The organism is Micromonospora sp. 15K316, assembly GCF_004348525.1.
Lineage (GTDB): Bacteria > Actinomycetota > Actinomycetes > Mycobacteriales > Micromonosporaceae > Micromonospora.
The window spans coordinates 14,608-38,146 of sequence record NZ_SMKG01000035.1; the positions used below are offsets into that span (position 1 = coordinate 14,608).

Here is a 23,539-nt window from a genome sequence, read left to right on the forward strand (position 1 = left end):
CACCTGTCCCGGTCGGCGACCCTCCGCGGCCCCGGGCGCCGGTCGGTCCCCAATGGCCCCGGCGGGCGTCGCCGTGGGTCAGGACGGTCGGGTGGTCGCGGGGCGGGAGAGCCGGGCGGCGGCGAGGCCCAGCAGCAGCACGAGCGCCGCGAAGGCCAGCGCGTTGACGACGACCGTCGGGTAGCCGAGCCGGGGCACGTCGAGGAACGGGTAGAGGTAGCGCTCCTCGGTCGGGCCGGAGCCGGCCCCGCGGAGCAGGATCGCGGTGAGCCAGGCGAGTGGGTAGACGAGCAGGCTCACCGGGTACCTGCCGGGTGGCGCGGGCCGGGGCCGGTGGGTGAGCCAGTCGGCGGCGGCCAGCGGTGGCGCCACCACGTGCAGCAGCAGGTTACCGGCGTCCGAGACGGCGCCCCGGGCGTCGGCGGTCGCCACCATGCTGTAGCCGCTCCACGGGTTGGCGAGCACCAGCACGAAGACCAGGCCGGTGACGACGAGATAAACGGTGAGCGCGGTTCGCAGCCGGCCGTCGCGCCCGAACCGCAGCGCGGCGAGGTAGGCGAGATCCACCTGGACGGTGAAGTACCAGAGCAGCTCCAGCGGCTCGTCGCGGGCCGCCACGAGGGCGAGCACCAGCCCGGCCACGAGCACCACGACGGTGCTGACCCGCAGGGTTCGGCCGGCCGTCATCGGGCCGGATGGCGCGTGGGGGAGATGTGCTGGAGCGTCGTGTAGAGCCGGGTCAGTTCGGCCAGGTAGTGCTCACCGGTCCAGGCCGTGACCGCCGCGCCGCCCTCGGCGCTCACCCGTTCGCGGAGCGCTTCGTCGGTGAGCAGCCGGCAGAGCAACGCCCCGAACTCGGTGGGAGTGCCGGGGGCGAGCGGCCGGCGGGTGCCGGTGCCCGGCCGGGTGGCGAGCCCGGCGTCCACCATGGCCACTGGAAGCCCGTGCGCCTCGGCCTCGGCGAGCACCAGCCCCTGGGTGTCGGTCGTCGAGGCGAAGGCGAGCACGTCGGCCGCCCGGTAGTACGCGCCGACCCGCGCCCGGGGCACCGGGTCGAGCAGGTGCAGCGCGTCGCCGACGGCGAGCCGGCGGGCCGCCCGGCGTATCGCGATCCGGTTGCGGCGTACGCCGAGCAGCGCCAGCCGGGCGGCGGGCAGCGCGCGGCGTACCCGGGCGAACGCGGCGAGCAGCAGCTCGGGATCCTTCTCCGGGGACGCCCGCCCCACCGCGAGCAGCAGCGGGGCGTCCGGCGGGATGCCCAGGTCGGTACGGACCCGCCGGCGGTCGTCGGCGTCGGGGGCCGGGGCGGGGACCGGCGTCGGCAGCACCACGATGGGGGTCCGGCCGGCCATCGGCGCCATCGCCTCGGCGGTCTTGGCGGACGGGGCGAGCAGCAGGCTCATGTGCGCGAGCAGGCACCGGCCGAGTTCGAACAGCCGCTCGTCCCGGCCCGGGCCGGGACGGAACAACTCTCCCAGCGCGCGGGCGCGCCAGGGCAGGCCGAGGCGCCATCCCGCGTACGCGGCCCCGAGCGGTACCTCCGGGTAGTACGGGGCGTACGCGATCAGGTCGGTGTGCCAGGTGAAGACGACGGGCAGGGATCGGGCGGCCGCGTAGCGGAGGCCGGCGATGCCGACCGGGCCGGTGGTGTGCACGTGCAGCAGGTCCACCGGCGCGTCGGGCAGCCGGGGCAACGCCAGCCGGTACGGCCGGGTCGGCACCGGCAGCGAGGCCAGTTCCCCGGGCCGCCGGCACCCGAACAGCGGCCCGGGGGAGTGCAGCGTGACCTGGTGCCCGGCGGCCCGCAGCAGCGCCACCGTGGCGCCCACCGAGGTGGCCACGCCCTCGATGTTGGCGAGGTGGCTGTCGCTGACGTGCGCGATCCTCACCTCGCCATCATCGTCAGTCGTCGCTATCCTGGCCGCCCTCCGATCGGGTGTAGCGCAGGATCAGCAGTCCACTGTCGAACGGGCGCGCCTCGACCAGGGTGAAGCGGCGTGGGTCGAAGTCCCGGGTGACGAGCGGAACGCCGCTGCCGGCCACGATCGGGTTGAGCTTGAGGATCAATTCGTCGATCTCGGGCAGCAGTTGACCGGCGAGCTGCCCGCCGCCGGCCAGCCAGATGTCCTTGCCGTCGCGAGCCTTGAGCGCGCGGACGAACGCGACCGGGTCGTCGGCGACGATCTCGACCTCGGGCTCCGCGGCGGGCGGCAGCGTGCGGGAGAAGACGTACTGCTGGAGGTGGGCGTAGGGGCTGGTGACGCCCATGGCGAGACCGGGCTCGTAGGTGCCCCGGCCCATCACGACGGTGTCGAACCGGCCCTCGGGCCGGTCGATGCCGAACTGCGCGTGGGCGAACGTCGGCAGCGTCTGGGGGTAGGTGGCCATCGTGTGGGCGAGCACGTCGGGCTCAGGCACGAGGGGGAAGAAGTCGTACGACCCGTCGGGTGCGGCGATGAAGCCGTCGAGGGTGCCGGCGACGTAGTACACGAGCTTGCGCAAGCGCGATCTCCCTGCAATCACTACTGATGTCGTGGTTGACGGTACAACAGGTGTAGTGGTTTTGCTAGGGTCCGGTCATGGCGCGGAACGTGCAACGGCGGGCGGCCCTGGCGGACGCGGGTCTGCGGGTGCTGGCGGCGACCGGTGCGCGGGGGCTGACGCACCGCGCGGTGGACGCCGAGGCGGGCGTGCCCGTCGGCACCGCCTCCAACTACTTCCGCTCACGCGACGCCCTGCTCGGCGCGCTCGGTGAGCGGATCATGGAACGGTTCACGCCGGACGAGGAGGTGCTCACCGCGCTCGCCGCCCGGGAGCCGTCCCTGGAGCTCCTCGCCGACTACGTCCGCTACGTCGTCGAGCGCACCACCCGCCAGCCGGAGCTGACCCGGGCGCTCTTCGAGCTGCGGTTGGAGGCGGTCCGCCGTCCCGCCCTGGCCCGGATCCTCGGCGACACGCTGCGCCGCGGCTACCGCGACGACGTGGCCTTCCACGTGAACGCCGGGCTGCCGGGTGGCGCTTTCGAGGTGGCTCTGCTGCACTACGCGATGGACGGGCTGCTGCTCGACCTGCTGACCACCTCCGTCGACGCCGGTTTCGACGCCGACGAGGTGCTGTCCGCATTCGTGTCCCGCCTGGCCGCCGGGGTGACCCCGCGGCCCGGCCGGGCCCAGCCAGGAAGGATTCCCACCCCATGACCCTGACCCTCGCCCCGATGACCGACGCGGAGCTCGCGCCGCGGCTCGGCGCGCTGCAACGGTCGTACGCCGAGGAGCTGACCCGGCACCGGGCGGTGCCCGCGGACGTGGCGCTGGACCGGGCCGTCGTGCAGACCCGCGACCTGCTGCCCGCCGGCGCGGCGACCGAGAAGGTGCTGCTGCGGGTCGCCCGGGTCGGCGACGTGGAGGTCGGCTGGATCTGGGTGACCCTGCCCGGCGCGGCCGGGGCCTCCGACGCGCTCGCCGGGTCGGGGCGGGCCTGGATCCACAACATCGAGGTGCATCCGGAACAGCGGGGACGCGGGTACGCACGGCGGATGATCCAGCTCGTCGAGGCCGAACTCGCCGGACTCGGGGTGACCGACCTGGGGTTGAACGTGTTCGGTTCGAACACCGTGGCCATCGGCCTCTACGAGAGCCTCGGTTTCCAGGTCACCGCCCAGCAGATGACGAAGCGGCTCGACCCGGGAGCGCGGTAGCCGTCCCCCGACTGAGCTGGGGCGCAGGAGTGTTCACCGGCCCAACGGGAAAGCCGCGCCGACGCACCCGGGGAGGAGCGACGGATGAGGCATGGCGCCGGACTGACCATCGGTGTGCTCGGCTCGTACGGCGGCCGGAACCTCGGTGACGAGGCGATCCTCACCGGCCTCCTGGCCGATTTGCGGGCGCAGGAGCCGAATGCCCGGATCATCGTGTTCTCCCGGAACCCGGAACACACCCGGGTGGCCCACCCGGATGTCGAGGCGGTGCCCTGGGAAGGGGTCAGCCGCACCGACTCGGCGCTGGTGCTGGCCCAGCTCGACCTGCTGATCCTCGGCGGCGGCGGCATCCTCTACGACAAGGAGGCCCGCCGCTACCTGCGGGTGGTCCGGGTCGCCCAGGAGCGCGGCCTGCCACTGATCACGTACGCGGTGGGGGTCGGGCCGCTGAGCGACGGGGTGGACACCGGCATGGTCCGGGAGACCCTGGCCGGCGCGACCCAGGTGACCGTCCGCGACCAGGAGTCCCGGATGGTGCTGGAGGAGGCCGGGCTGGTCAACCCGATCACGGTCACCGCCGACCCGGCGTTCCTGCTCGAGCCGGAGGACTTCCCCGCCGAGTTGCTGCGGGAGGAGGGGGTGCCGGCCGGCCGGCGGCTGGTCGGGATGAGCGTACGGGAGCCGGGGCGGGCCGCCGAGCGGCTGGACGTCGACGGCTACCACCGCCTGCTGGCCCAGATCGGGGACTTCCTGGTGCACCGGATCGACGCGTACGTCCTCTTCGTGCCGATGGAGCGCGACGACATCCGGCACTCCCACGGGGTGCTCTCGCACATGATCGCCGCCGAGCGGGGCCGGATCCTGCACGGCAAGTACTCGCCTCAGCAGGTGCTCGGCCTGATGCGCCACTTCGACCTGGCCGTCGGCATGCGGCTGCACTTCCTGATCTTCGCCGCGATGGTGGGTACGCCGTTCCTCCCGCTGCCGTACGCCGGAAAGGTCTTCGACCTGGCCCAGCGGCTCGGCGTGCCGGCGCTGCGCGGGGTGGAGCGTGAGGTGGAGGGCCCGCTGCTCGCCGAGGTCGACCGGCTCTGGGACGAGCGGGAGCGCCGTGCGGAGGCCACCGCCCGCCGGGTCGCGCAGGTCTGCGACGAGGCCAGGGGCACCTCGCAGGTCACCCGGGCCGTGCTCGACAGCCTGCGCGCGCACACGCTCACCCGCGCCTGAGCGCGCTCGGCGACCGACGGGCTACCCCCGCAGCGGCTCCGCCTCGCTCGCCTCGGGACCTCCCGGCAGCCGCTCAGGCGGCCGGGCCCCGCCAGCAGTAGCGCCAGTCGCGGGCCTCGTCGCCGGTGGACTCCAGCTCGTAGATCTCCGCAGCGGCCAGCCCGCCCGGGCCGAGATGATGATGGGTCAGCGGCGGACGGCCGTTGCTGTCCAGCTCGACGGTCACGCGCTGCCCGCCGGCCGGGCCGTCCACGAGGGGAATCTCTACCGTTGCGGCCATGGGCCCATCCTGCCCTCCCAGGCGGGACCGCGCAGCGGATAGCGGGCGGCGAGCAGCCGGTCGCCCGACTAGGGTGCGGGAATGGCGGAGATCTCGATCGATCCCACACTCGGTCCACTGCTCGCCCGCACGGGCGACGAGCGGGCGGTGCTCGAATCGTTCCTCGACTTCCACCGCGGCGTGGTGCTGCACAAGCTTCGCGGCCTCTCCGACGCCGACGCGGCGCGCCGGCTGGTGCCGTCCGCGACGACCCTCGCCGGCATGGTCAAACACCTCGCGCTTGTCGAACGCAACTGGTTCCCGTGCCTGCTCGCCCCGGAGCCCGGTGACGTCTACCTGACCAGCGAGGAGGAGGCGCTGGCCAGCTTCACCCTCGCCCCCGGTGACACGGTGGAGCACCTCACCGCCGCCTACGCGCAGGCGTGCGCCCGCTCCCGGGACGTCGCCGCCCGTTTCGCGCTCGACCACGTGGTGCCGCACCCCCAACTCGGCGAGGTCTCGCTGCGCTGGATCCTCGTCCACATGATCGAGGAGACCGCCCGGCACGCCGGCCAGGCGGACATCCTCCGGGAACTCACCGACGGGCGCACCGGCACGCTGTGACCCGGCACGCCGCCCGCGGCCGACCCGAGGGCGTCGGCCACCACGGGCCGGGCCCGGTGGCGACGCCACGGCGACCCGGGCCGCCTATCCTGGGCCCGGGCGTCGACGAGGGGGAGCACGTGCTGGTCATCCACGGGTTGTGGCTGCCCGGTGCACCCGGCGAGCCGGTGCTCGCCGTCTGGGGCGAGGAGAGCGGGCTGCCACCCGAGGCGGCGCGCCGCCCGGGCCGGCCACCCCGGGAACGCCCCCACCCGTTCGCCGCCGACCATCCGGCGCTGGCCGCCGCGCTCGCCGAGGTCGCGGAGCCGACCGGGCTCGGCTCGGCGCTGCTCACCCTGCCGGCCCGGGGCGGCGTACCCGTCGAATCGCCGGAGCTGGTCCGGCCCGCCGTCGTGGACCCGCCGCGCGGGCGGGTCACCCTCACCGGCTGGCGGGTCCCCGTCCTGCGGTACGCCACGGACGCCGCGCTGCCCCTGCTGCGCGCCCTGGACGAGCTGCCGGTGGTGCCCGGGGCGACCCTGCGCCACCTCGCCGAGCTGGCCGACTTCGCCGTCGACCTGGTGGCCCGCGGCCGGGTCCTGCCCGGCGTGACCGGCGGGAGCCCGGCGCGGGCGCTGTGGCGACCGCTGCTCACCGGCGCCGACGCCGGGTGGGCGCGCTCCCTCGCGCTCGCCCTGCCGCCGGCCGCCCGCGCCGGCGACCCCGACCGCCCCCCGGGCGAGCTGGTCGCGGACGCCCTGGACGCGCTCGCCGACGCCGCCGCCCGGGCCGCGCTCGCGGAGACCGCGCTGGCGCGCGGGATGCGCCCCGGCGGCCCGCTGCCGGCCTGGCTGGCCGCGCTCGCCGGCCCGCAGCGGGAGTTCACCGCCGACCCGGCCGCGCTGGCCACCCTCCGGGCCGAGCTGGCCGCGTGGCAGCGGGACGCGGCGGGCGGCCGGGTCCGGGCCAGCTTCCGGCTGGTCGAGCCCGCCCCGGACGAGGTCACCGAGCCGGTGCTGGTGACCGTTCCCGGCCCGGACACCGCCGACGTGACCGGTCCCGTCGCCGACGGCCGGTGGCGGCTGGAGTTCGGGCTCCAGGCCGCGGACGAGCCGAGCCTGCACGTCGACGCCGGCCAGGTGTGGCGGGACCCGGCCGCGGTGGCCGCCCTCGCCGGCCGGACCGGCAACGTGCAGGAGACGCTCCTCGCCGAGCTGGGTCGGGCCGGCCGGCTCTGGCCCGAGCTGGACGGGGCGCTGCGTACGGCCGCGCCGGAGGTGCTGGAGCTGGACGTCGAGGGCGCGCACCGGTTTCTGCGCGAGGGTGCCCCGGTGCTGCACGCCGCCGGGTTCGGGGTGCTGCTGCCCTCCTGGTGGCGGCGCCCCTCGGCGCGGCTCGGCGCCCGCCTGCGCGCCCGGGGCCGCGCCGCCCCGGGCACGGTCGCCAGCACCGGCGGCGGGGTCGGGCTGGACGCCCTGGTCGACTACCGGTGGGAGGTGGCCCTCGGCGACCAGCCGCTCACCGCCGACGAGCTGGCGGCGCTGGCGTCGCTGAAGACCCCACTCGTGCGGCTGCGTGGCCGCTGGGTCGAGCTGGACCCGAAGCGGCTCGCCGCCGGGCTGCGCCTGCTCCGCTCGTCCGGTGAACTGACCGTCGCGGACCTGCTGCGTCTCGGCCTCACCGCCGGGGACGACGAGGCGGCGTTGCCGGTGCTGGAGGTGACCGCCGACGGTGCCCTCGGCGACCTGCTAGCCGGCTCCGTGGAGCGGCGGCTCACCCCGCTGGATCCGCCCGCCTCGTTCCGCGGCGTGCTGCGCCCGTACCAGCGCCGTGGCCTCGCCTGGCTGGCCTTCCTCCAGTCGCTCGGCCTGGGCGGCGTGCTCGCCGACGACATGGGGCTGGGCAAGACGGTGCAGCTGCTCGCACTGCTCGCCGGCGACCCGCCGGAGGCCGGGCCGACGCTGCTCGTCTGCCCGATGTCGCTGGTCGGCAACTGGCAGCGGGAGGCGGCCCGGTTCGCGCCGGAGCTGCGCGTACACGTGCACCACGGCGCCGAGCGAGCGCGGGGCGCGGAGTTCACCGAGGCCGTGCAGCGCGCGGACCTCGTGCTGACCACCTACTCGGTGGCGGCCCGCGACGCGGTGGCGCTCGCCGGCATCGACTGGCACCGGGTGGTGGTGGACGAGGCGCAGGCCATCAAGAACGCGGCCACCCGGCAGGCCGAGGCGGTCCGTGCGCTGCCCGCGCGGCAACGGGTGGCCGTCACGGGTACGCCTGTGGAGAACCGCCTCGCCGACCTCTGGTCGATCATGCAGTTCGTCAACCCCGGGCTGCTCGGGCCGGCGGCCACGTTCAAGAAGCGGTACGCCGAGCCGATCGAACGGCACGGCGACGCCGAGGCCGCCGAGCGGTTGCGCCGGATCACCGGCCCGTTCGTGCTGCGCCGGCTCAAGACCGACTCGTCGATCATCTCGGACCTGCCGGAGAAGCTGGAGATGGAGGTGGTCTGCAACCTCACGGCCGAGCAGGCCTCGCTCTACCGGGCGGTGGTCGACGACATGCTCGCCAAGATCGAGTCCAGTGAGGGCATCGAGCGGCGCGGACTGGTGCTCGCCACCATGACCCGGCTCAAGCAGGTCTGCAACCACCCCGCCCAGCTGCTGCGCGACGGTTCGCCGCTGGACGGCCGCTCCGGCAAGCTGGCCCGGCTGGAGGAGATCCTCGACGAGGTGCTCGCGGCCGGCGAGAAGGCGCTCCTCTTCACCCAGTACGCCGAGTTCGGCGGCATGCTGCGCGGCCACCTCTCCGCCCGCTTCGGCCGGGAGGTGCTCTTCCTGCACGGCGGCGTCGGCAAGGCCGACCGCGACGCCATGGTCACCCGGTTCCAGTCCCCGGACGGCCCGGCGATCTTCGTGCTGTCGCTGAAGGCGGGCGGCACCGGGCTCACCCTGACCGCGGCGAACCACGTCGTGCACGTCGACCGCTGGTGGAATCCGGCGGTCGAGGACCAGGCCACCGACCGGGCGTTCCGGATCGGTCAGCGACGCCGGGTGCAGGTACGCAAGTTCGTCTGCGCCGGCACGGTGGAGGAGAAGGTCGCGGCGCTGATCGCCGACAAGCGCAGCCTCGCGGCCCGGGTCGTCGGTGCCGGCGAGCAGTGGGTCACCGAGCTGTCGACGACGCAGCTGCGGGAGCTCTTCGCGCTGGAGGCCGGGGCGGTGGTGGAGTGAGCGAGAGCAGTTCGCGCTTCGCCGACTACGGCCGCCCCCGTCGGGTGGAGGGCGGCCTGCGGGCGCGGAGCACCCGTGGCGCGATCGGCCGCTCCTGGTGGTCGCGCCGGTTCCTGGAGGTGCTGGAGTCCTTCGCCCTCGGCACCCGGCTCACCCGTGGCCGGTCGTACGCGCGGGCCGGGCAGGTGGTCCGCCTGGACATCGCCCCCGGCGTGGTGCGCGCCGTGGTGCAGGGCTCCCGCCCCCGCCCGTACGACGTCCACATCGGGCTGTCGGCGTTCCCGGCCGAGCTCTGGGACCGGCTGGCGGCGGAGCTGGCCGCCCAGGCGTTCTTCAGCGCCCGGCTGCTCGCCGGCGACCTGCCGTCCGAGTTGGAGGAGCTCTTCGCCACGGCGGGCGCCCCACTCTTCCCGGCCGGGATCGACGAGCTGGACCAGAGCTGCACCTGCCCGGACTTCGCCGTGCCGTGCAAGCACCTCGCGGCCACGTTCTACCTGCTCGCCGAGGCGTTCGACGCGGACCCGTTCGAGCTGCTGCACTGGCGTGGCCGCGGCCGCAGCGAGTTGCTCGACCGGCTCCGGGCGCTGCGGGCGTCCACCACCGGTGCGGCGGCGCCGACCCTGTCCGTAGTGGACGAGATCGTCGACGGGGAGCCTGTGGACGCCCCGCCGGCCGGGGCCGCGCGGGCACTGGCCACCCTGCCGCCGTCGCCCCTGGCCGAGGCGGTCGACCGCTTCTGGTCACCGCCGGTGCCCCTACCCGACCGCCCGCCGACCCTCGCCACCGGACCGGACCTGCTGCTGCGGCAGCTGGGTCCGCCGGCACCCGCCATCGGCGGGCCGGGCCTGCTGGAGCGTCTCCGGCGGGCCTACCGCGCCTTCGGCGGCTGACCTGCCCGGACGGAGTCGGGAGTGGACGACAGGCATGGACCGTCCGCGCCGGCCTGCCCGTGGTCCCGGTCTCGTCCGGAACCCGGGCCGGCCGGCGCGGACGGTCATAGCCAGCGGCGGCGGAAGCGCCACATGAGCACCGCGTTGGCCACCAGTACCACTGCGCAGATGGCGCCGGCCATCCGCCCGGCGAGTACGGTCATCGCCGGCAGCGCGGCCCACAGCACGATGGTCAACAGCAGCAGGTAGCGACCGCGACGACCGCGTGCCCGGTTGTCGAGCCGGGCGAAGAACGCCGGGTCGCTCTCGCGGAGCTGCCGGGTGATCTGTTCGAACCTGCGCTGATCCTCTTTGCTGAGCATGGCGGTGCCTTCCCCTCACGGTTCAGCGGTTCGGCGGCATACCCGCTGCGGCGACGGCTCACGCCGCCCCCTGCCGGTCCTTTTGCCGCCGGCCCGCCTTCACCGCTCGCTCGTGGTACGCGCCCCGCTCGGACGTGCCACACGCGCGCCGGTCACCCCTCGCCGCACCTCCGGGGAGCCGGAAGTGGGGCGTGCCGGGCGGGGCGGCTGCGACATGAGGCGACGGGCGCGCTCACGCGGGCGAGCGGCGGCTTCCGGCGACGTTCGGTGCGCTGGCGGCAGCGCGCCCCGCAGGGGCGGATGCGGACGATCCGGCATCAACGGGCGGGGCCGGACGGTTCGGGGCGAGCGGGCACGGCCGGGGACGGCGCGCTGACACCTCCGGGTCGTGCGCGCCCCTGTGGCGGCACGCCCGACTGATCGGTCCGATCCGGTGGGACGCAGTCGCAGCGGACGGTCACCGCCGACGTGCTGGCCCGTCACTCCACAGTGGAGGTGGTGCGGCTCGGCGCGGCCGCGCCGCCCCGCCGGTCCGTACCGGGTCGCCGCCGCGACGAGGTGAACCCGGCGGCGGGTCGGAACGCCGCCCGGGTCAGCGGAGGGGGCGGTGGGTGCCGGCCGGGCGGGAGCCCATCGGCCGGGGACGACCGGGACGGGAACCCGCCGGTCGGGTGCCGGCCCAGCGGCGTCGCGGGCGGCTGCGGTGCGGCGGCTCGCTGCCGCCGGTGTGCGGCGCGGTGTTGTCGGTGGACATCATTCCCCCGCTCCCGGCGCGGGTCCGCGCCGTCGCCCTGCTCAACGAGGCCGGGTGCCCCACGACGCTGCCCTCTTTCCGACCCGGGACCGGTACGACCTCACGCACGGCGCCGTCCCGAGCCGGTCGAAGACCTTCCCGCTCCTGCCGTCTCGCCCCGATCGCCGTCTCGCCCCGGCGGGTCACATGCCGCGTCGGGGAAGGGGCAGGTGGCCGGGGATCAGGTCGGAGGTGAGCGTGATGCCGGTCGCCCGGAGGGCGTCGATCAGGGTGTTCTGCACGAGGTAGGAGTCGGGCAGCTGCCAGCGGACCTGCTCGGGCGCGACGGCCCAGCGTACGGCGCCCTCGGGCAGCCGGGTCGGCGGCGCCGGGATCCACGAGCCCGTCCCGTGCCGCACCACGTGGAAGCAGTGTTCGAGTTCCGGCCGGAGCGGGTCGCCCGGGCGTACCAGGAACATCCAGCGTCCGGTCGGGGTGACCAGCACCGGCCCGCGGACGCCGGTGCCCGCCGGGTGGGTCTCGAGCGTGTCCAGCACCAGCCGGCCGAGGTGGGCGGGGACCTCGAGCACGTCGAACGCGCGGCCGGTGGGCAGCAGGACGCCGTGCGGCCGGGTACGCCACCAGGTCGCCACCCGGGCCGGGTCCGCGCTCGCCGCGTGCTCCCAGTTCTCCAGCGCGGGGTGGCAGCCGACCGTGGGGCAGCCGGCGCGTCCACAGACGAAGCGACTGCGGGCCAGGCACGCCCCGGGCGTCACCTCCCAGCCGTGGACGGCGTAGCGCACCGCGACCCGGCGCAGCCGGACCCGCTCCAGAGGCGACAGTTGCGCGACCCGCGGGCCGACGTTCCCCCACATCTGTGCCACTCCTCTCGTCGGGCCCGACGGGCTTCGCTTGTTACGTCGAGCGCCGTCACTGTCGTAACCCGCGATCGTTGAGTTGACGAACGGCTGATGCAACTTGCACGAAAACTACGAGGACTGGCTGTACGGCTGACGCACAGGTTGTGCGACCAGGGAAAACCTGAAAAAGGCGGAACGCCCCCCGCGCCTCCGCCGCCCGGCACCAAGCGGCGAGCACGCCGGACAGGGGAGGGATGGGAGATGGAGGAACTACCCATAGGTCGTCGGGTGGCCTACTGGCGAGGGCGGCGCAAGATGTCCCAGCAGGTCTTCGCCGACCGGTTGGGCAAGTCGAAGAGCTGGGTGGACAAGGTCGAACGCGGCGTCCGCCGGCTCGACAAGTTCTCCGTCCTGTACGAGATCGCCGACATCCTCCAGGTCGACGTGCAGCTGCTGCTCGGCAAGGATCCGGAGCGGCGCACCGACGCGCTCAACTGCATCGACCAGGTCGAGGTCGAGGAGATCCGGGCGGCCCTCGAACGGTACGACTCGATGAGCGCCTACTTCGACGCCGCGCCGTACCCGCCGCCGCTGGCCGACATGCGCAAGGCCGTCAACCACGCCTGGCTCACCTACCAGTACGGCCGCTACGGGATGCTCACCCGCGCCCTGCCGAAGCTGCTGCGCGACGCCCAGGCGGCGGACGCCGGCTTCAGCGGCGACGACGGGCGCGAGGCGGCCCACCTGCTCGGGCAGGTCTACCAGATCGCCTCCTCGGTGCTGCGCAAGCTCGGCGAGTGCGACCTGGCCTGGCTCGCCGCCGACCGCTCGATGGCGGTCGCCCAACGGGCCGACGACCAGCTGCTGGCCGGCATCGCCACCACCCGGGTCTGCAACGCCCTGGTCGCCATGGGGCGCCCCCGCCCGGCGCTGGAGCTGAACGTCACCATCGCCAACCGGCTCGCGCCGGGCGGCGCCAACGACGCCTCCCCGGAGCGGCTCAGCGTCTACGGCCTGCTCCTGCTCCAGGGGGCGATGGCGGCCGCCCGGATCGGCGACTCGGCCACCGTCGGCGACCTGATCAGCGGCGCCGAGGAGGCGGCGCTCCTGCTCGGCAGCGACCAGAACCACTACTGGACGTCGTTCGGCCCGACCAACCTCGAGCTGCACCGGGCCGCCGCCGCCGTCGAGTTGGGCGACGGGGGCCGGGCCGTGGAGGTGCACCAGCTGCGCATCAAGGAGCCGCCGTTCAACGCGCTGCTGCCCGAGCGGCGGGCACACCACCTGCTCGACATCGCCCGCGGCTACGCCCAGATGGGCGACGTCGCCAACGCCGGCGAGATGCTGCTGTGCGGGGATCGGCTCGCGCCGTCGGAGATCCGCTGCCGGCCGATCGCGCACGAGGTGATGTCCGACATCCTCCGTCGCACACGTGGTGCGCCGCCTTCTCCGATTGCGGAGTTGGCTGAGCACATGGGAGTAGGAGTATGAGCGCGGAGTCGGCCTGATGACCGGCCCCCAACTCGCCAACGAGCGCCGTGAGGTGCTCTACGTCATCGTCTGCGGTTCGCCGCTCGCCCGGAACGTCGGCCGGCTGGTGAGCCTCGCCCAGCAGGACGGCTGGGACGTCTGTGTGATCACCACGCCGGACGGCGCGAAGTTCATCGACCGGCCCGCCCTGGCCCGGCAGACCGGACATCCGGTCCGTACCCACTACAAGCAGCCCAGCGACCCGGACCTGCTGCCGCCCGCCGACGCCATGATCGTCTGCCCGGCGACGGTCAACACGGTCAACAAGTGGGCGGCCGGGATCACCGACACCCTCGCGCTGGGGCTGCTGGTGGAGGCGCAGGGCCTCGGCAAGCCGATCGTGGCCGTACCGTTCACCAACGCGGCGATGGCCGCCCACCCGGCGTTCCGGGCCGGTCTCGCCCGGCTGGACGAGTGGGGCGTGACAGTGCTCTTCGGCGACGACGTCTTCCCGCTGCACGCGCCCGGCACGGGGGAGCGGCACCTGCACGCCTTCCCGTGGGAGGTCGGGCTCACCGCGCTGCGCGGCCGGCTCTGCCCGGTGGTCTGAGCCGACGGTGAGGTAGCGCTGCCGACCCGGTCCGGCGGGGGAGGCGTCCGGGCACGGCCCGCGCCGGTAAGCTGGCCCGCCGTGAGCACAACCGGAACAGGGCCGACGGTGACCGACGTGGTCGCCGAGCTCGAGCGGCGCTACCCGCCGGTCTGGGCCGAGGAGTGGGACCGGGTCGGTCTGGTGCTCGGTGAGCCGTCCGCCCCCGTTCGTCGGGTGCTCTGCGTGGTGGACGTGGTCCCGGAGACGGTCGCCGAGGCGCTCGACGCGGACGTCGACATGATCGTCGCGCACCATCCGTTGCTGCTGCGCGGAGTCTCGTCGGTAGCGCCGACGACGTACAAGGGGCGGATCGTCCACCAGCTGATCCGGGCCGGGGTGGCGCTCTACGTGGCGCACACGAACGCCGACGTGGCCGCCCCCGGGGTCTCCGACGCCCTCGCCGCCCGGTTCGGGCTCACCGATCTGCGTCCGCTCCGCCCGGCCGCGCCCGGCTCGCCCGCGTACGGGCCGGGCCGGGGGTTCGGCCGGGTGGGTGAGCTGCCCAGCCCGATGACCCTCGCCGAGCTGACCCGGCACGCCGCCGCCGTGCTCCCCGCCACCGCCTGGGGCGTACGCGCGGCTGGCGACCCGGGCCGGACGGTGCGTACGCTCGCGGTCAGCGGTGGGTCCGGTGACGCCTTCCTCGGCGACGCGACCGCGGCCGGGGCGGACGCCCTCCTCACCGCCGACCTGCGACACCACCCGGCCGGCGAGCACCTCGCCGCCGACGGGGCCGCCCTGCTCGACGCCGCCCACTGGGCGACCGAGCGACCCTGGCTCGACGACCTGGCGACGCTCCTGCGGGAGACGACGGGCGTCGAGACGCTGGTGTCCGACCTGGACACCGACCCGTGGACCGTGCATGCTTCCACCCCCGCCGTGGACGATAGGAGCCCCGACCGTGAAGGCTGACCCGAAGGTCCAACGCCGCCTGCTCGATCTCCAGGCGATCGACACCGCCCTCGCCCAGCTCGCCCACCGCCGCCGCGCGCTGCCCGAGCGGGCCGAGTTGGAGGCGCTGGCCCGGGAGCTCTCCGCGCTGGAGGACGAGCGGGTACGTGCCCAGGTGGCCGTCGACGACCTGGACCGGGACATCGCCCGGGTGGAGAAGGACGTCGAGCAGGTCCGGGCCCGCAAGGAGAAGGACGAGGCGCGGCTCGCCGCCGGCAGCGGACCGGCCCGGGAACTGGAGGCGCTCCAGCACGAGCTGGTGTCGTTGAACCGGCGCCAGAGCGACCTGGAGGACTCCGAGCTCGAGCTGATGGAGCAGCGGGAGACCGCCCAGGGCGTCCTCGACGGTGTCGAGCAGCGGCTGGCCGGAGCCCGGGAGAAGCGGGCGGCGACCGAGCAGCGCCGCGACGAGAGCCTCGCCGAGATCGCCAAGGAGGAGGAGTTCAAGCGCGGCGCCCGCCAGCCGCTCGCGGACGACCTCCCGAACGACCTGGTCACGCTCTACGACCGCATCCGCGAGGACACCGGCCTCGGCGCCGCGCTGCTCACCGCCGGGCGCTGCGGCGGCTGCCGGCTGGAGCTCTCCGGCGCCGACCTGGCGCGCATCCGCAAGGCGGCCCCGGACGACGTGGTCCGCTGCGAGGAGTGCCGGCGGATCATGGTGCGTACCAACGAGTCGGGGCTGTAACGGCCATGACCGGACGGGTGGTACTGATCGAGGCCGACGGCGGGTCCCGGGGCAACCCCGGCCCGGCCGGCTACGGCGCGGTGGTCCGCGACCCGCAGAGCGGTGAGGTGCTCGCCGAGCGGTCCGAGTCGATCGGGGTGGCCACCAACAACGTGGCCGAGTACCGCGGTCTGATCGCCGGACTGGAGGCCGCCGCCGAGCTGGGTGCCACCGAGGTCGACGCCCGGATGGACTCGAAGCTCGTGGTCGAGCAGATGTGCGGCCGCTGGCAGATCAAGAATCCGGGGCTGCGCCCGCTCGCCGCGCAGGCCGCCGAGCTGGTGGCCCGGTTCGCCGCGGTCCGGTTCAGCTGGGTGCCGCGGGAGCGTAACCGGCACGCCGACGCCCTGGCCAACGCGGCGATGGACGCCGCCGCCGGTCTACCGGCCCGGCCGGCGGTCGAGCCGCCCCGGATCGTCGAGCCGCCGCGCGAGGTGGCGGGCCCCGATCCGGCGCTGCGGGAGCGGGCGGCCGAGGTGGCCGCCAGCGCCGCCGACGCGCGGGCCACCGGCGGCGACGCGAGCACCGCGCCCGCCTCGTGGGAGCCGCGACCGAGCTTCACCGCGACCCGGCTGGTGCTGGTGCGGCACGGCGAGACCGAGTACACCGAGCAGGGCCGCTACTCCGGTCGCGGCGACGTCGCGCTCTCGGCGCGGGGGCGCGAGCAGATCCGGGCCACGGCGGCCCGGGTGGCCGCGCTGGCCCCGGGCGCGGTGGCCGTGGTCAGCTCACCGCTGTCCCGGTGCACGGCGACGGCCGGGGCCATCGCCGAGGCGCTCGGCGGCGTGCCTGTGCGCCGCGAGGACGACCTCATCGAGTGTGACTTCGGCGCCTGGGAGGGGCGGACCTTCGCCGAGGTGCGCGCGGGTTGGCCGGGGGAGCTGGACGCCTGGCTCGCCTCGACCGCCGTCGCGCCGCCGGACGGGGAGTCCTTCGTCCAGGTCGCCGAGCGGGCCGGCCGGGCGGTGGCCGCGCTGCGCGAGGCGTACCCCCGGGAGACCGTGGTGGTGGTCTCGCACGTCTCGCCGATCAAGCTGATGCTGCGCGACGCCCTCGCGGCCGGCGACGCCTTCCTGCACCGGCTCTACCTCGACGCGGCCGGCATCTCCGTGGTGGACCTGTGGCCGGACGGCGGCGTCGCGGTCCGGTCGGTCAACGAGACCGCCCACCTGAGCGCGATCGCCTGAACGCGACGGGTGGTGTCCCGCGCCACAGCGCACGTTCCGTGCACCTGTTGACAGCGCGGCGTGAGCCATCGAAGATCTCTTACGTGCGAAGCGTTCACCTGACGAAGCGGGGTCACATCGACCTCCTGCGCGTCGCCAGCGCCGCCTGTCGACGCTCCCTCTGACGCCGGGTTCCACCCTTCCTCGCACGCTGCTGGCGACATCCCGACTCCGCAGGTCTCCGGCCCTGCGCTGCGTCCGCCTGCGCGCACCCCCTCCGCACGACAGGAGATCTGTCCTTGTCGGTCCGTAGACTCCTTCCCCGGCTCGCCGTCACCGCGGTGACCACCGCGCTCCTCTCGACGGCGGCGTTGACCGCCCCGGCCGCCGCGTCGGCGCTGCCGGCGGTGCCACCGGTCGCCCCCGACCTCTCCGACATCCGGGGCTATCCCCAGCAGAACGTCCTGCCGGTCTGGCCCGACAACCCGGCGGACGCCTCCATCCCGATCGGCGTCATCGCGTACGACGACATCGCGCCGAAGCTCAACGCCCTCCAGTCCACCAGCCGCCGGGTCTCCGCCCGGGTGGCCGGGCGCTCCGCCGGCGGCTACGACCTCTACGCGGTCACGGTGACCGCGCCGGAGAGCCGAGCCGAGGCCCGGCAGCAGGAGATCTGGAAGCGTCGCATCGAGGACGAGCCGGCCCGCGCCCAGCGGGACCGGGCACTGCTCGCCGGCTACAAGACCCCGCTCTTCGTCAACGCCAACATCCACGGCAACGAGTGGGAGGGCACCGACGCGGCGCTGCGGGTGATCGAGGAGCTGGCCACCGCGACCAGCCCCGAGGTGACGCGGCTGCTGGAGCGCAACCGGCTGGTCTTCAACATCACCTCCAATCCGGACGGCCGGGTGGCCGGCACCCGGGCCAACTCCGCCGGGTACGACCTGAACCGCGATCTCACGATCGTGTCGCAGCCGGAGACGAACCTGATCCGCGAGCTGATCGTCGACACCAAGCCGATCATCACGCTCGACCTGCACGGCTACGTCAACCCCACGCTGCTGCACCCCAGCACCCCGCCGCACAACGTGAACAACGAGTACGACCTGTACATCAAGCACGGCCTGCCGAACGCGCTCGCGATCGAGCAGGGCCTGCGTGACCTCGGGTACGCCGAGACCCAGCGGGCCCGTATCCCGTTCCGCGACGACGAGCCGGGCGTGTGGGACGACTTCCCGCCGATCTACGTGCCGTCGTTCGCGATGTTGCAGAGCAGCATCCCGTACACCATCGAGGCGCCGCTGAACCCGCGCGGCAGCGACCTCACCCCGGAGGAGCGGGTACGCCGCTCGCGCATCAACACGGACGTCCACGAGGTGGCGATCCGGACGTCGCTGCGCTACATCCAGGAGCACCGGGCGGAGGTGCTGCACGACCAGGCGGAGGTCTACCGGCGTGGCTGGGCCGGTGAGCCGCTGCGCGACATCCCGGACGGGTACGTGCCCGGCTGGGGCCCCGAGGACGACTACCGCACCACCTTCCCCCGCGCGTACGTCATCCCCAGCGGTACCGGCCAGCGCTCCGAGCCGGCCGCGGCCCGCCTCGTCGACCTGCTGATCGGCAGCGGCGGCCAGGTGTGGCGGGCGAAGAAGTCGTTCACCGCGGACGGCCGGCGCTACGCGGCGGGCTCGTACGTGATCGACCTGCACCAGCCCAAGCGGGGCCTGGTCAACTCGCTGCTGGAGCCGGGCGCCGACATCACCGATCGGGTGGACGACCTCTACGCCGGTCCGGCCGCCTGGAGTCAGGGGCTGACCTGGGGCGCCACGGTGGACACCCTCTGGGACGAGCTGCCCGACGTGCGGTTGGAGCGGACGTACGACGGGGTGGCCGAGGGGTACCTCCCGCCCGGCAACGGGGACCTGCGCCTCGACCTGCGCGACGCGGCCGACCTGCTCGTGGTCAACTCGCTGCTGGGCAGGGGGGTCGCGGTGCACCGCCTCGCCGACGGGTCGGTGGTCGTACCCGGCACGCCGGCGAACCGGAGGCTGGCCCGGGCCGAGGTCCGCGCTCACGGCGTGACCTTCCAGCCGGCGCCGAAGCGCTGGCAGGGCACCCGGCTGGACGAGGTCGTGGTCGGCTACCTCGGCACGGTCGAGGAGCGGGACACCCTGGCCGAGCTCGGTTTCGCGGCCCGCACGCTGACCGCGAGCACGCTGGGCACGACCCTCACCGCGGATGTCGACGTCCTGGTCGTGGCGAGCAACGTCAACCTGGCGAACCTGTCGGCGGAGAACCGGGCGGCGCTGGACGCCTTCCTCGCCCGGGGCGGCGGCGTCGTCGGCGTGGGTACGCCCGGGGCGGGCTTCAGCAACGCGGCCGGTCTGCTCACGGTGACCGCGACCGCCGGCCCGAGCCTGGCCAGCGGCGTGGCGAACGTGGTCAACGCCGGTGGCCCGGTCAGCTCCGGTGCGGCCGACCACTCGTTCATCAGCCAGCCGGTCTGGTTCACCGACCTGGGTGCCGGCGTGACGGTCGAGCAGTCGTACGCCGCGGACCCGCTGCTCTCCGGTTGGTGGGCGACCGGGGGCGCCGGCGGCCAGTTCGCGGCGGCCGACCGGGCCAGCATCGTCCGGGGGGTCTCCTCCGGCGGCAACCCGGTGGTGCTCTTCGGCACCGATCCGACGTTCCGCCTGCACCCCAAGGGTCTTCAGGCGCAGCTCGGTCGTGCCCTGCTCTGGGCCGCGCGGCGGTGACCGTCACAAGGTGAGCCGGGGGACGGGCCCGGGTGCCGGAAGGCGCCCGGGCCCGTCCGTCTCCGCGCGACAGTCCACCGGGAACGGCGGCGAACCGTTCGGCGCAGCCCGCCCGCCGTTCGGCGCAGCACCGCCCGGGCGGGTCACGTGACGGCAGTCACACCGCCGTAGCCTCCGGCCGTTACAACGCGTGCTACGACTTCCCGGAGGTCTGTCACATGGCTGCACCGGACCCGGAGGCGCCACCGACGGCGTCGGCCAGGGCGAAGGACAAAAGCCCCTGGAACTGGTTGCTCTTCATCCCGATCGTGGTGCCGCTGGTCCCGGCGTTCTTCAACGGGGACTCGCCGCGCCTCTTCGGCTTCCCGCGCTTCTACTGGCTCCAGCTCGCCTACATCATCCTCGGCGTGACCACCACCACACTGGTCTACCAGCTCACCAAGAAGCGGGGTGATCGCTGATGTGGCGCGACCACCTCACCGAGATCATCATCTTCACCCTGCTCTTCCTGCTGGTCAGCGGCATGGGTTTCGTGGCCGCCCGGTGGCGCGCGCCGAAGGACATGGCCCACCTCGACGAGTGGGGGCTGGGCGGACGGAACTTCGGCGGCTGGATCACCTGGTTCCTCGTCGGTGGTGACCTCTACACCGCGTACACCTTCGTCGCGGTGCCCGCGCTGGTCTTCGGGGCCGGCGCGATGGGCTTCTTCGCCGTGCCGTACACCATCGTGATCTACCCGTTGGTGTTCCTGGTGCTGGTCCGCCTCTGGTCGGTCTCGCACCGGCACGGCTTCGTCACCCCGGCCGACTTCGTCCGCAGCCGGTTCGACTCGCCGGTGCTGGCGCTGGTCATCGCGATCACCGGCATCGTGGCCACCATGCCGTACATCGCGTTGCAGCTGGTCGGCATCGAGGCGGTGCTCAAGGCCATGGGCGTGACGGGGGAGAGCACCATCGCCCGGCACCTGCCGATCATCGTGGCCTTCGCCATCCTGGCCGCCTACACCTACCAGTCGGGGCTGCGCGCGCCGGCGCTGATCGCGTTCGTCAAGGACTCGCTGATCTACATCGTGATCCTGGTCGCGATCTTCTACCTGCCGTACAAGCTCGGCGGTTGGGGCGACATCTTCGCCGCCGCGGACGCGAAGTTCGACGCGTCACCCGCTCCCGGTGACGGCGTGCTGCTCAACGCCAACAACCAGCTCCAGTACGTGACGTTGGCGTTCGGTTCGGCGCTCGCGCTCTTCCTCTACCCGCACAGCCTCACCGGCGTGCTGGCCAGCCGGAACCGGGACGTCATCAAGCGGAACATGTCCGCGTTGCCCGCGTACAGCCTGCTGCTCGGTCTGATCGCGCTGCTCGGCTACATGGCCATCGCGGCCGACGTGAAGCCGCTGCCCGGGGCGTCGGAGGGCACGGTGGACAACAACACGATCGTGCCGCTCCTCTTCGACCAGCAGTTCCCGAGCTGGTTCACCGGCATCGCGTACGCGGCCATCGGCATCGGCGCGCTGGTGCCGGCCGCGATCATGTCGATCGCGGCGGCGAACCTCTTCACCCGCAACATCTACAAGGAGTACCTGCGGCGGGACGCGACCGCCGCGCAGGAGGCGAACGTCTCGAAGATCACCTCGCTGGTGGTCAAGATCGGCGCGGTGGCCTGCATCGTCTTCCTCGACCCGCAGTTCTCCATCGACCTCCAGCTCATCGGCGGCGTGATCATCCTGCAGACGCTGCCGGCGGTGGCGCTGGGCATCTACACCCGCTGGTTCCACCGCGCCGGGCTGGTCGCGGGCTGGGTGGCCGGCATGGGCCTCGGCATGTGGATGCTCTACCAGATCTCCAGCCCGACCCGGAAGCACTTCGCGGGCTCGGCGTTCCCGCTGGAGAAGTTCGGCTTCGACACGCAGAAGACCATCTACGTCGGGATCGTCGCCGTGCTGGTCAACCTGCTGGTCGCGGCCCTGGTGACGCTGGCGCTGCGGGCGGCCAAGGTGGCCGAGGGCGTCGACGGCACCGCGCAGGACGACTACTTCGCCGACGAGGGCGACCCCCGGGTCACTCCCGGACCCCGCGCCGACGCGGACGCCGCCCCCGAACCGGTCGCATGAAGGCGGGGCTCCTGCCGGCGCTCGACGTCGGCAGGAGCCCCGACTGCGTTCGCTGCGGCGGCCTGGGCCCGGGTCAGCGGTGGGGGCGGCGTTCCAGGGCCCCGTTGAGCCGGTGCAGCATGTCGGCGAGGGTGTCCCGGTCCTCCGGCGCCCAGCCGGCCAGGATGTCGCCGTAGAGCCGGGTGCGGGCCGCCTGCACCGCCGCCATCCGCTGCAGTCCGGTGGGGGTGGCTGAGACCACCATGCCCCGCCCGTCACGCGGGTCGGGCTCCCGGACGATCAGGCCGTCGCGCTGCATGGCCGAGACCTGCCGGGTCACCGTCGAGCCGTCCAGGTTGAGCCGGGCGGCGAGCGCCGAGACGTTCTGCGGCCCGGCGTCGGCCAGGTGCCGCAGGATGACGTACGCCGCGCGGTCGAGCACCCGGTGCTCCGCGCCGGTGCGCCGCCGGGTGGCCTCGCCGAGTCGCATCAACATCGCCACCTCGGTCTCGATCCGGCCGAGGGTGACCTCGTCGCCGTCGACGCCCGTGGAGTGGTCCGCATTCATAGCTGTATGATACAGGATAAGTAACTGTAAGATACAGCTATCTGGGAGGGCGGAGTGGATCGGCGCGCCGAACCGAACCGCAGTGCCATCTACGCCACCACACTGGTGGCCTTCCTCGCGATCGCCGGCATCGCCGTGGTGGACCCGATCCTGCCGGCCATCGGAGAGGCGATCGGGGTCACCGCCTGGCAGGTCGAACTGCTCTTCACCGCGTACATCGCGGTCATGGCGGTGGGCATGATCCCGGCGACCCTGGCCAGCGGTCGCTTCGGCTTCAAACCGGTGCTGATCGCCGGTGTCTCCGTCGTCGGGATCGCCGCGATCCTCGCCTCGGTCAGCGACAACATCGTCCAGCTGAGCGTGCTGCGCGGCGCCTGGGGCCTGGGCAACGCGATGTTCTTCGCCACCGCCATGGTGGTGCTGGTCAACCTGGCCGTCGACCGGGAGTGGGTCGTCGGGCTCTTCGAGACCGCCCTCGGCCTCGGCTTCGCGGTCGGGCCCCTGATCGGTGGCCTGCTCGGCAAGATCAGCTGGCGGCTGCCCTTCTTCGTCTGCGGCGTCTTCATGGTGCTCGCCCTCGCGGTGGCCGCCCGCAAGCTGCGCGAGCCGGCCAACCGGCAGGCGCCCGTCCGGGTCGGGCAGATCTTCGGCACCTACCGGCGGCCCGCGTTCATCGCGCTCTGCCTGATCACCGCGGCGTACAACTTCGTCTTCTTCGTGGTCCTCGGCTACACGCCGCTCTTCCTCGGCCTCGACGTCGTACCACTCGGGCTGGCCTTCACCGGCTGGGGCCTCGGCCTGGCCGCCGGCATCCTGGTGATCGGGCACCGGCTCGCCCACCGGATCGGCGCGGTGCAGACCATCGGCGTCGCCATCGTCGGGCTGCTCGCCTGCATGGCGCTCTTCGCCACCTCGACCGGCACCGCCGAGTCCCTGGTCGTGCTGGTCCTCTCCGGACTCTGCATGGGGCTGGCCAACGCCAACCTCACCGACCTGGCCCTCGGCCTCGGCTCGCCCGATCGCCGGGTGGCCACCGGGGCGTTCAACCTGGTCCGCTGGGGTGCCGCCGCGCCCGCGCCGATCATCTCCGGCAAGCTCGCCGAGCACTCGCTCGGCCTGCCCTACTGGGTCGGCTTCGTGGTGCTCGCCGTCGGCGTACTGGTCTACCTCGCCACCGCCCACCTGATGGCCGCCGGTTACGGCGAGCGGGTGCTCTGGTCCCGCTGGAACCGGGCCGCCGCCGGCGCCGAGGGCGCCCCGGAGGAGCCGGTCGGCGAGGCGTACTGACCGACCCACCGT

General features: G+C 73.8%; 23 protein-coding genes. 16 read left to right on the forward strand and 7 right to left on the reverse strand.

Annotated elements, in window-relative coordinates; all coding sequences use genetic code 11:
• Positions 1-78: 78 nt before the first annotated feature.
• From E1211_RS10660 to E1211_RS10670, 3 genes are read right to left on the reverse strand one after another with little or no spacing between them, the layout of a single operon-like run.
• The gene (locus E1211_RS10660; protein ID WP_132347959.1) at positions 79-687 is read right to left on the reverse strand and encodes a Pr6Pr family membrane protein; all 609 of its coding nucleotides are present in this window, start codon (positions 685-687) and stop codon (positions 79-81) included.
• Positions 684-1,889 carry a glycosyltransferase gene (locus tag E1211_RS10665; RefSeq protein ID WP_132347961.1) on the reverse strand — a complete coding sequence of 402 codons (1,206 nt, stop codon included), beginning with the start codon at positions 1,887-1,889 and terminating at the stop codon, positions 684-686. The genes E1211_RS10660 and E1211_RS10665 overlap by 4 nt, the downstream gene beginning before the upstream one ends.
• A 13-nt stretch (positions 1,890-1,902) precedes the next feature.
• Positions 1,903-2,502, reverse strand: a complete 600-nt coding sequence (locus E1211_RS10670; protein ID WP_132347963.1) for a dihydrofolate reductase family protein — start codon at positions 2,500-2,502, stop codon at positions 1,903-1,905.
• Between the two features lie 77 nt (positions 2,503-2,579).
• Between E1211_RS10670 and E1211_RS10675 the strand changes: the two genes are divergently transcribed.
• The 3 genes from E1211_RS10675 to E1211_RS10685 all read left to right on the forward strand — a co-directional run bounded on the left by E1211_RS10675 (position 2,580) and on the right by E1211_RS10685 (position 4,924).
• Positions 2,580-3,197, forward strand: a complete 618-nt coding sequence (locus E1211_RS10675) for a TetR/AcrR family transcriptional regulator (protein ID WP_132347965.1) — start codon at positions 2,580-2,582, stop codon at positions 3,195-3,197.
• Positions 3,194-3,697 (forward strand): GNAT family N-acetyltransferase, encoded by a 504-nt coding sequence (locus E1211_RS10680; RefSeq protein ID WP_132347967.1) that lies wholly within the window; start codon positions 3,194-3,196, stop codon positions 3,695-3,697. The genes E1211_RS10675 and E1211_RS10680 overlap by 4 nt, the downstream gene beginning before the upstream one ends.
• Positions 3,698-3,781: 84 nt before the next feature.
• Entirely contained in the window at positions 3,782-4,924 is a 1,143-nt protein-coding gene (locus E1211_RS10685; protein WP_132347969.1) for a polysaccharide pyruvyl transferase family protein, read from the forward strand.
• A gap of 73 nt (positions 4,925-4,997) precedes the next feature.
• Here E1211_RS10685 and E1211_RS10690 read toward each other — a convergent pair whose 3' ends face one another.
• Positions 4,998-5,204, reverse strand: a complete 207-nt coding sequence (locus E1211_RS10690) for a hypothetical protein (protein ID WP_120678492.1) — start codon at positions 5,202-5,204, stop codon at positions 4,998-5,000.
• A gap of 81 nt (positions 5,205-5,285) precedes the next feature.
• Between E1211_RS10690 and E1211_RS10695 the strand changes: the two genes are divergently transcribed.
• From E1211_RS10695 to E1211_RS10705, 3 genes are all read left to right on the forward strand, one after another.
• Positions 5,286-5,807: a DinB family protein gene (locus E1211_RS10695; RefSeq protein ID WP_132347971.1), complete on the forward strand. Its 522-nt coding sequence runs from the start codon at positions 5,286-5,288 to the stop codon at positions 5,805-5,807.
• A 119-nt stretch (positions 5,808-5,926) separates the two neighbouring features.
• Positions 5,927-9,016: a DEAD/DEAH box helicase gene (locus E1211_RS10700; RefSeq protein WP_132347973.1), complete on the forward strand. Its 3,090-nt coding sequence runs from the start codon at positions 5,927-5,929 to the stop codon at positions 9,014-9,016.
• Positions 9,013-9,906 (forward strand): SWIM zinc finger family protein, encoded by an 894-nt coding sequence (locus E1211_RS10705; RefSeq protein ID WP_132347975.1) that lies wholly within the window; start codon positions 9,013-9,015, stop codon positions 9,904-9,906. The genes E1211_RS10700 and E1211_RS10705 overlap by 4 nt, the downstream gene beginning before the upstream one ends.
• Before the next feature lie 104 nt (positions 9,907-10,010).
• Here the strand turns inward: E1211_RS10705 and E1211_RS10710 are convergent, their stop codons facing one another.
• Both E1211_RS10710 and E1211_RS10715 read right to left on the reverse strand, forming a co-directional pair.
• Positions 10,011-10,268 (reverse strand): DUF3040 domain-containing protein, encoded by a 258-nt coding sequence (locus tag E1211_RS10710; protein WP_120678484.1) that lies wholly within the window; start codon positions 10,266-10,268, stop codon positions 10,011-10,013.
• Positions 10,269-11,204: 936 nt separating this feature from the next.
• Entirely contained in the window at positions 11,205-11,876 is a 672-nt protein-coding gene (locus E1211_RS10715; protein ID WP_132347977.1) for a bifunctional DNA primase/polymerase, read from the reverse strand.
• Positions 11,877-12,122: 246 nt separating this feature from the next.
• Here E1211_RS10715 and E1211_RS10720 point away from each other — a divergent pair, with 246 nt between their 5' ends.
• The 9 genes from E1211_RS10720 to mctP all read left to right on the forward strand — a co-directional run bounded on the left by E1211_RS10720 (position 12,123) and on the right by mctP (position 21,693).
• Positions 12,123-13,352 (forward strand): helix-turn-helix domain-containing protein, encoded by a 1,230-nt coding sequence (locus E1211_RS10720; RefSeq protein WP_132347979.1) that lies wholly within the window; start codon positions 12,123-12,125, stop codon positions 13,350-13,352.
• A gap of 16 nt (positions 13,353-13,368) precedes the next feature.
• On the forward strand, positions 13,369-13,941 hold the full coding sequence (locus E1211_RS10725; RefSeq protein WP_132347981.1) for a flavoprotein: 573 nt from the start codon (positions 13,369-13,371) through the stop codon (positions 13,939-13,941).
• A gap of 117 nt (positions 13,942-14,058) precedes the next feature.
• Complete coding sequence (locus tag E1211_RS10730; RefSeq protein WP_207915329.1) at positions 14,059-14,895, forward strand: Nif3-like dinuclear metal center hexameric protein; 837 nt, start codon at positions 14,059-14,061, stop codon at positions 14,893-14,895.
• Complete coding sequence (locus tag E1211_RS10735; protein WP_132347985.1) at positions 14,885-15,622, forward strand: zinc ribbon domain-containing protein; 738 nt, start codon at positions 14,885-14,887, stop codon at positions 15,620-15,622. Before E1211_RS10730 ends, E1211_RS10735 begins: the two co-directional genes overlap by 11 nt.
• A 5-nt stretch (positions 15,623-15,627) precedes the next feature.
• Positions 15,628-16,848, forward strand: a complete 1,221-nt coding sequence (locus E1211_RS10740) for a bifunctional RNase H/acid phosphatase (RefSeq protein WP_132347987.1) — start codon at positions 15,628-15,630, stop codon at positions 16,846-16,848.
• Positions 16,849-16,931: 83 nt separating this feature from the next.
• Entirely contained in the window at positions 16,932-17,012 is an 81-nt protein-coding gene (locus tag E1211_RS33890) for a putative leader peptide (RefSeq protein WP_355149468.1), read from the forward strand.
• A 114-nt stretch (positions 17,013-17,126) separates the two neighbouring features.
• Positions 17,127-19,583 (forward strand): M14 family zinc carboxypeptidase, encoded by a 2,457-nt coding sequence (locus E1211_RS10745; RefSeq protein ID WP_132347989.1) that lies wholly within the window; start codon positions 17,127-17,129, stop codon positions 19,581-19,583.
• Positions 19,584-19,801: 218 nt separating this feature from the next.
• Positions 19,802-20,044, forward strand: a complete 243-nt coding sequence (locus E1211_RS10750; RefSeq protein WP_132347991.1) for a DUF3311 domain-containing protein — start codon at positions 19,802-19,804, stop codon at positions 20,042-20,044.
• Complete coding sequence (gene mctP / locus E1211_RS10755) at positions 20,044-21,693, forward strand: monocarboxylate uptake permease MctP (RefSeq protein WP_132347993.1); 1,650 nt, start codon at positions 20,044-20,046, stop codon at positions 21,691-21,693. The genes E1211_RS10750 and mctP overlap by 1 nt, the downstream gene beginning before the upstream one ends.
• 73 nt (positions 21,694-21,766) lie before the next feature.
• Here the strand turns inward: mctP and E1211_RS10760 are convergent, their stop codons facing one another.
• Positions 21,767-22,240, reverse strand: a complete 474-nt coding sequence (locus tag E1211_RS10760; protein ID WP_132347995.1) for a MarR family winged helix-turn-helix transcriptional regulator — start codon at positions 22,238-22,240, stop codon at positions 21,767-21,769.
• A 54-nt stretch (positions 22,241-22,294) separates the two neighbouring features.
• Here E1211_RS10760 and E1211_RS10765 point away from each other — a divergent pair, with 54 nt between their 5' ends.
• Positions 22,295-23,527 (forward strand): MFS transporter, encoded by a 1,233-nt coding sequence (locus E1211_RS10765; protein ID WP_132347997.1) that lies wholly within the window; start codon positions 22,295-22,297, stop codon positions 23,525-23,527.
• The last annotated feature ends 12 nt before the right edge of the window (positions 23,528-23,539 follow it).

What these genes read in the sequence shown, in the direction of transcription:
- E1211_RS10675 (WP_132347965.1), top strand. Translation starts at nt 2,580, where the DNA reads ATGGCGCGGAACGTGCAACGGCGGGCGGCCCTGGCGGACGCGGGTCTG.
- E1211_RS10715 (WP_132347977.1), bottom strand. Translation starts at nt 11,876, where the DNA reads ATGTGGGGGAACGTCGGCCCGCGGGTCGCGCAACTGTCGCCTCTGGAG.
- E1211_RS10760 (WP_132347995.1), bottom strand. Translation starts at nt 22,240, where the DNA reads ATGAATGCGGACCACTCCACGGGCGTCGACGGCGACGAGGTCACCCTC.
- E1211_RS10660 (WP_132347959.1), bottom strand. Translation starts at nt 687, where the DNA reads ATGACGGCCGGCCGAACCCTGCGGGTCAGCACCGTCGTGGTGCTCGTG.
- E1211_RS10685 (WP_132347969.1), top strand. Translation starts at nt 3,782, where the DNA reads ATGAGGCATGGCGCCGGACTGACCATCGGTGTGCTCGGCTCGTACGGC.
- E1211_RS10710 (WP_120678484.1), bottom strand. Translation starts at nt 10,268, where the DNA reads ATGCTCAGCAAAGAGGATCAGCGCAGGTTCGAACAGATCACCCGGCAG.
- E1211_RS10750 (WP_132347991.1), top strand. Translation starts at nt 19,802, where the DNA reads ATGGCTGCACCGGACCCGGAGGCGCCACCGACGGCGTCGGCCAGGGCG.
- E1211_RS10690 (WP_120678492.1), bottom strand. Translation starts at nt 5,204, where the DNA reads ATGGCCGCAACGGTAGAGATTCCCCTCGTGGACGGCCCGGCCGGCGGG.
- E1211_RS10680 (WP_132347967.1), top strand. Translation starts at nt 3,194, where the DNA reads ATGACCCTGACCCTCGCCCCGATGACCGACGCGGAGCTCGCGCCGCGG.
- E1211_RS10720 (WP_132347979.1), top strand. Translation starts at nt 12,123, where the DNA reads ATGGAGGAACTACCCATAGGTCGTCGGGTGGCCTACTGGCGAGGGCGG.
- E1211_RS10725 (WP_132347981.1), top strand. Translation starts at nt 13,369, where the DNA reads ATGACCGGCCCCCAACTCGCCAACGAGCGCCGTGAGGTGCTCTACGTC.
- mctP (WP_132347993.1), top strand. Translation starts at nt 20,044, where the DNA reads ATGTGGCGCGACCACCTCACCGAGATCATCATCTTCACCCTGCTCTTC.
- E1211_RS10740 (WP_132347987.1), top strand. Translation starts at nt 15,628, where the DNA reads ATGACCGGACGGGTGGTACTGATCGAGGCCGACGGCGGGTCCCGGGGC.
- E1211_RS10695 (WP_132347971.1), top strand. Translation starts at nt 5,286, where the DNA reads ATGGCGGAGATCTCGATCGATCCCACACTCGGTCCACTGCTCGCCCGC.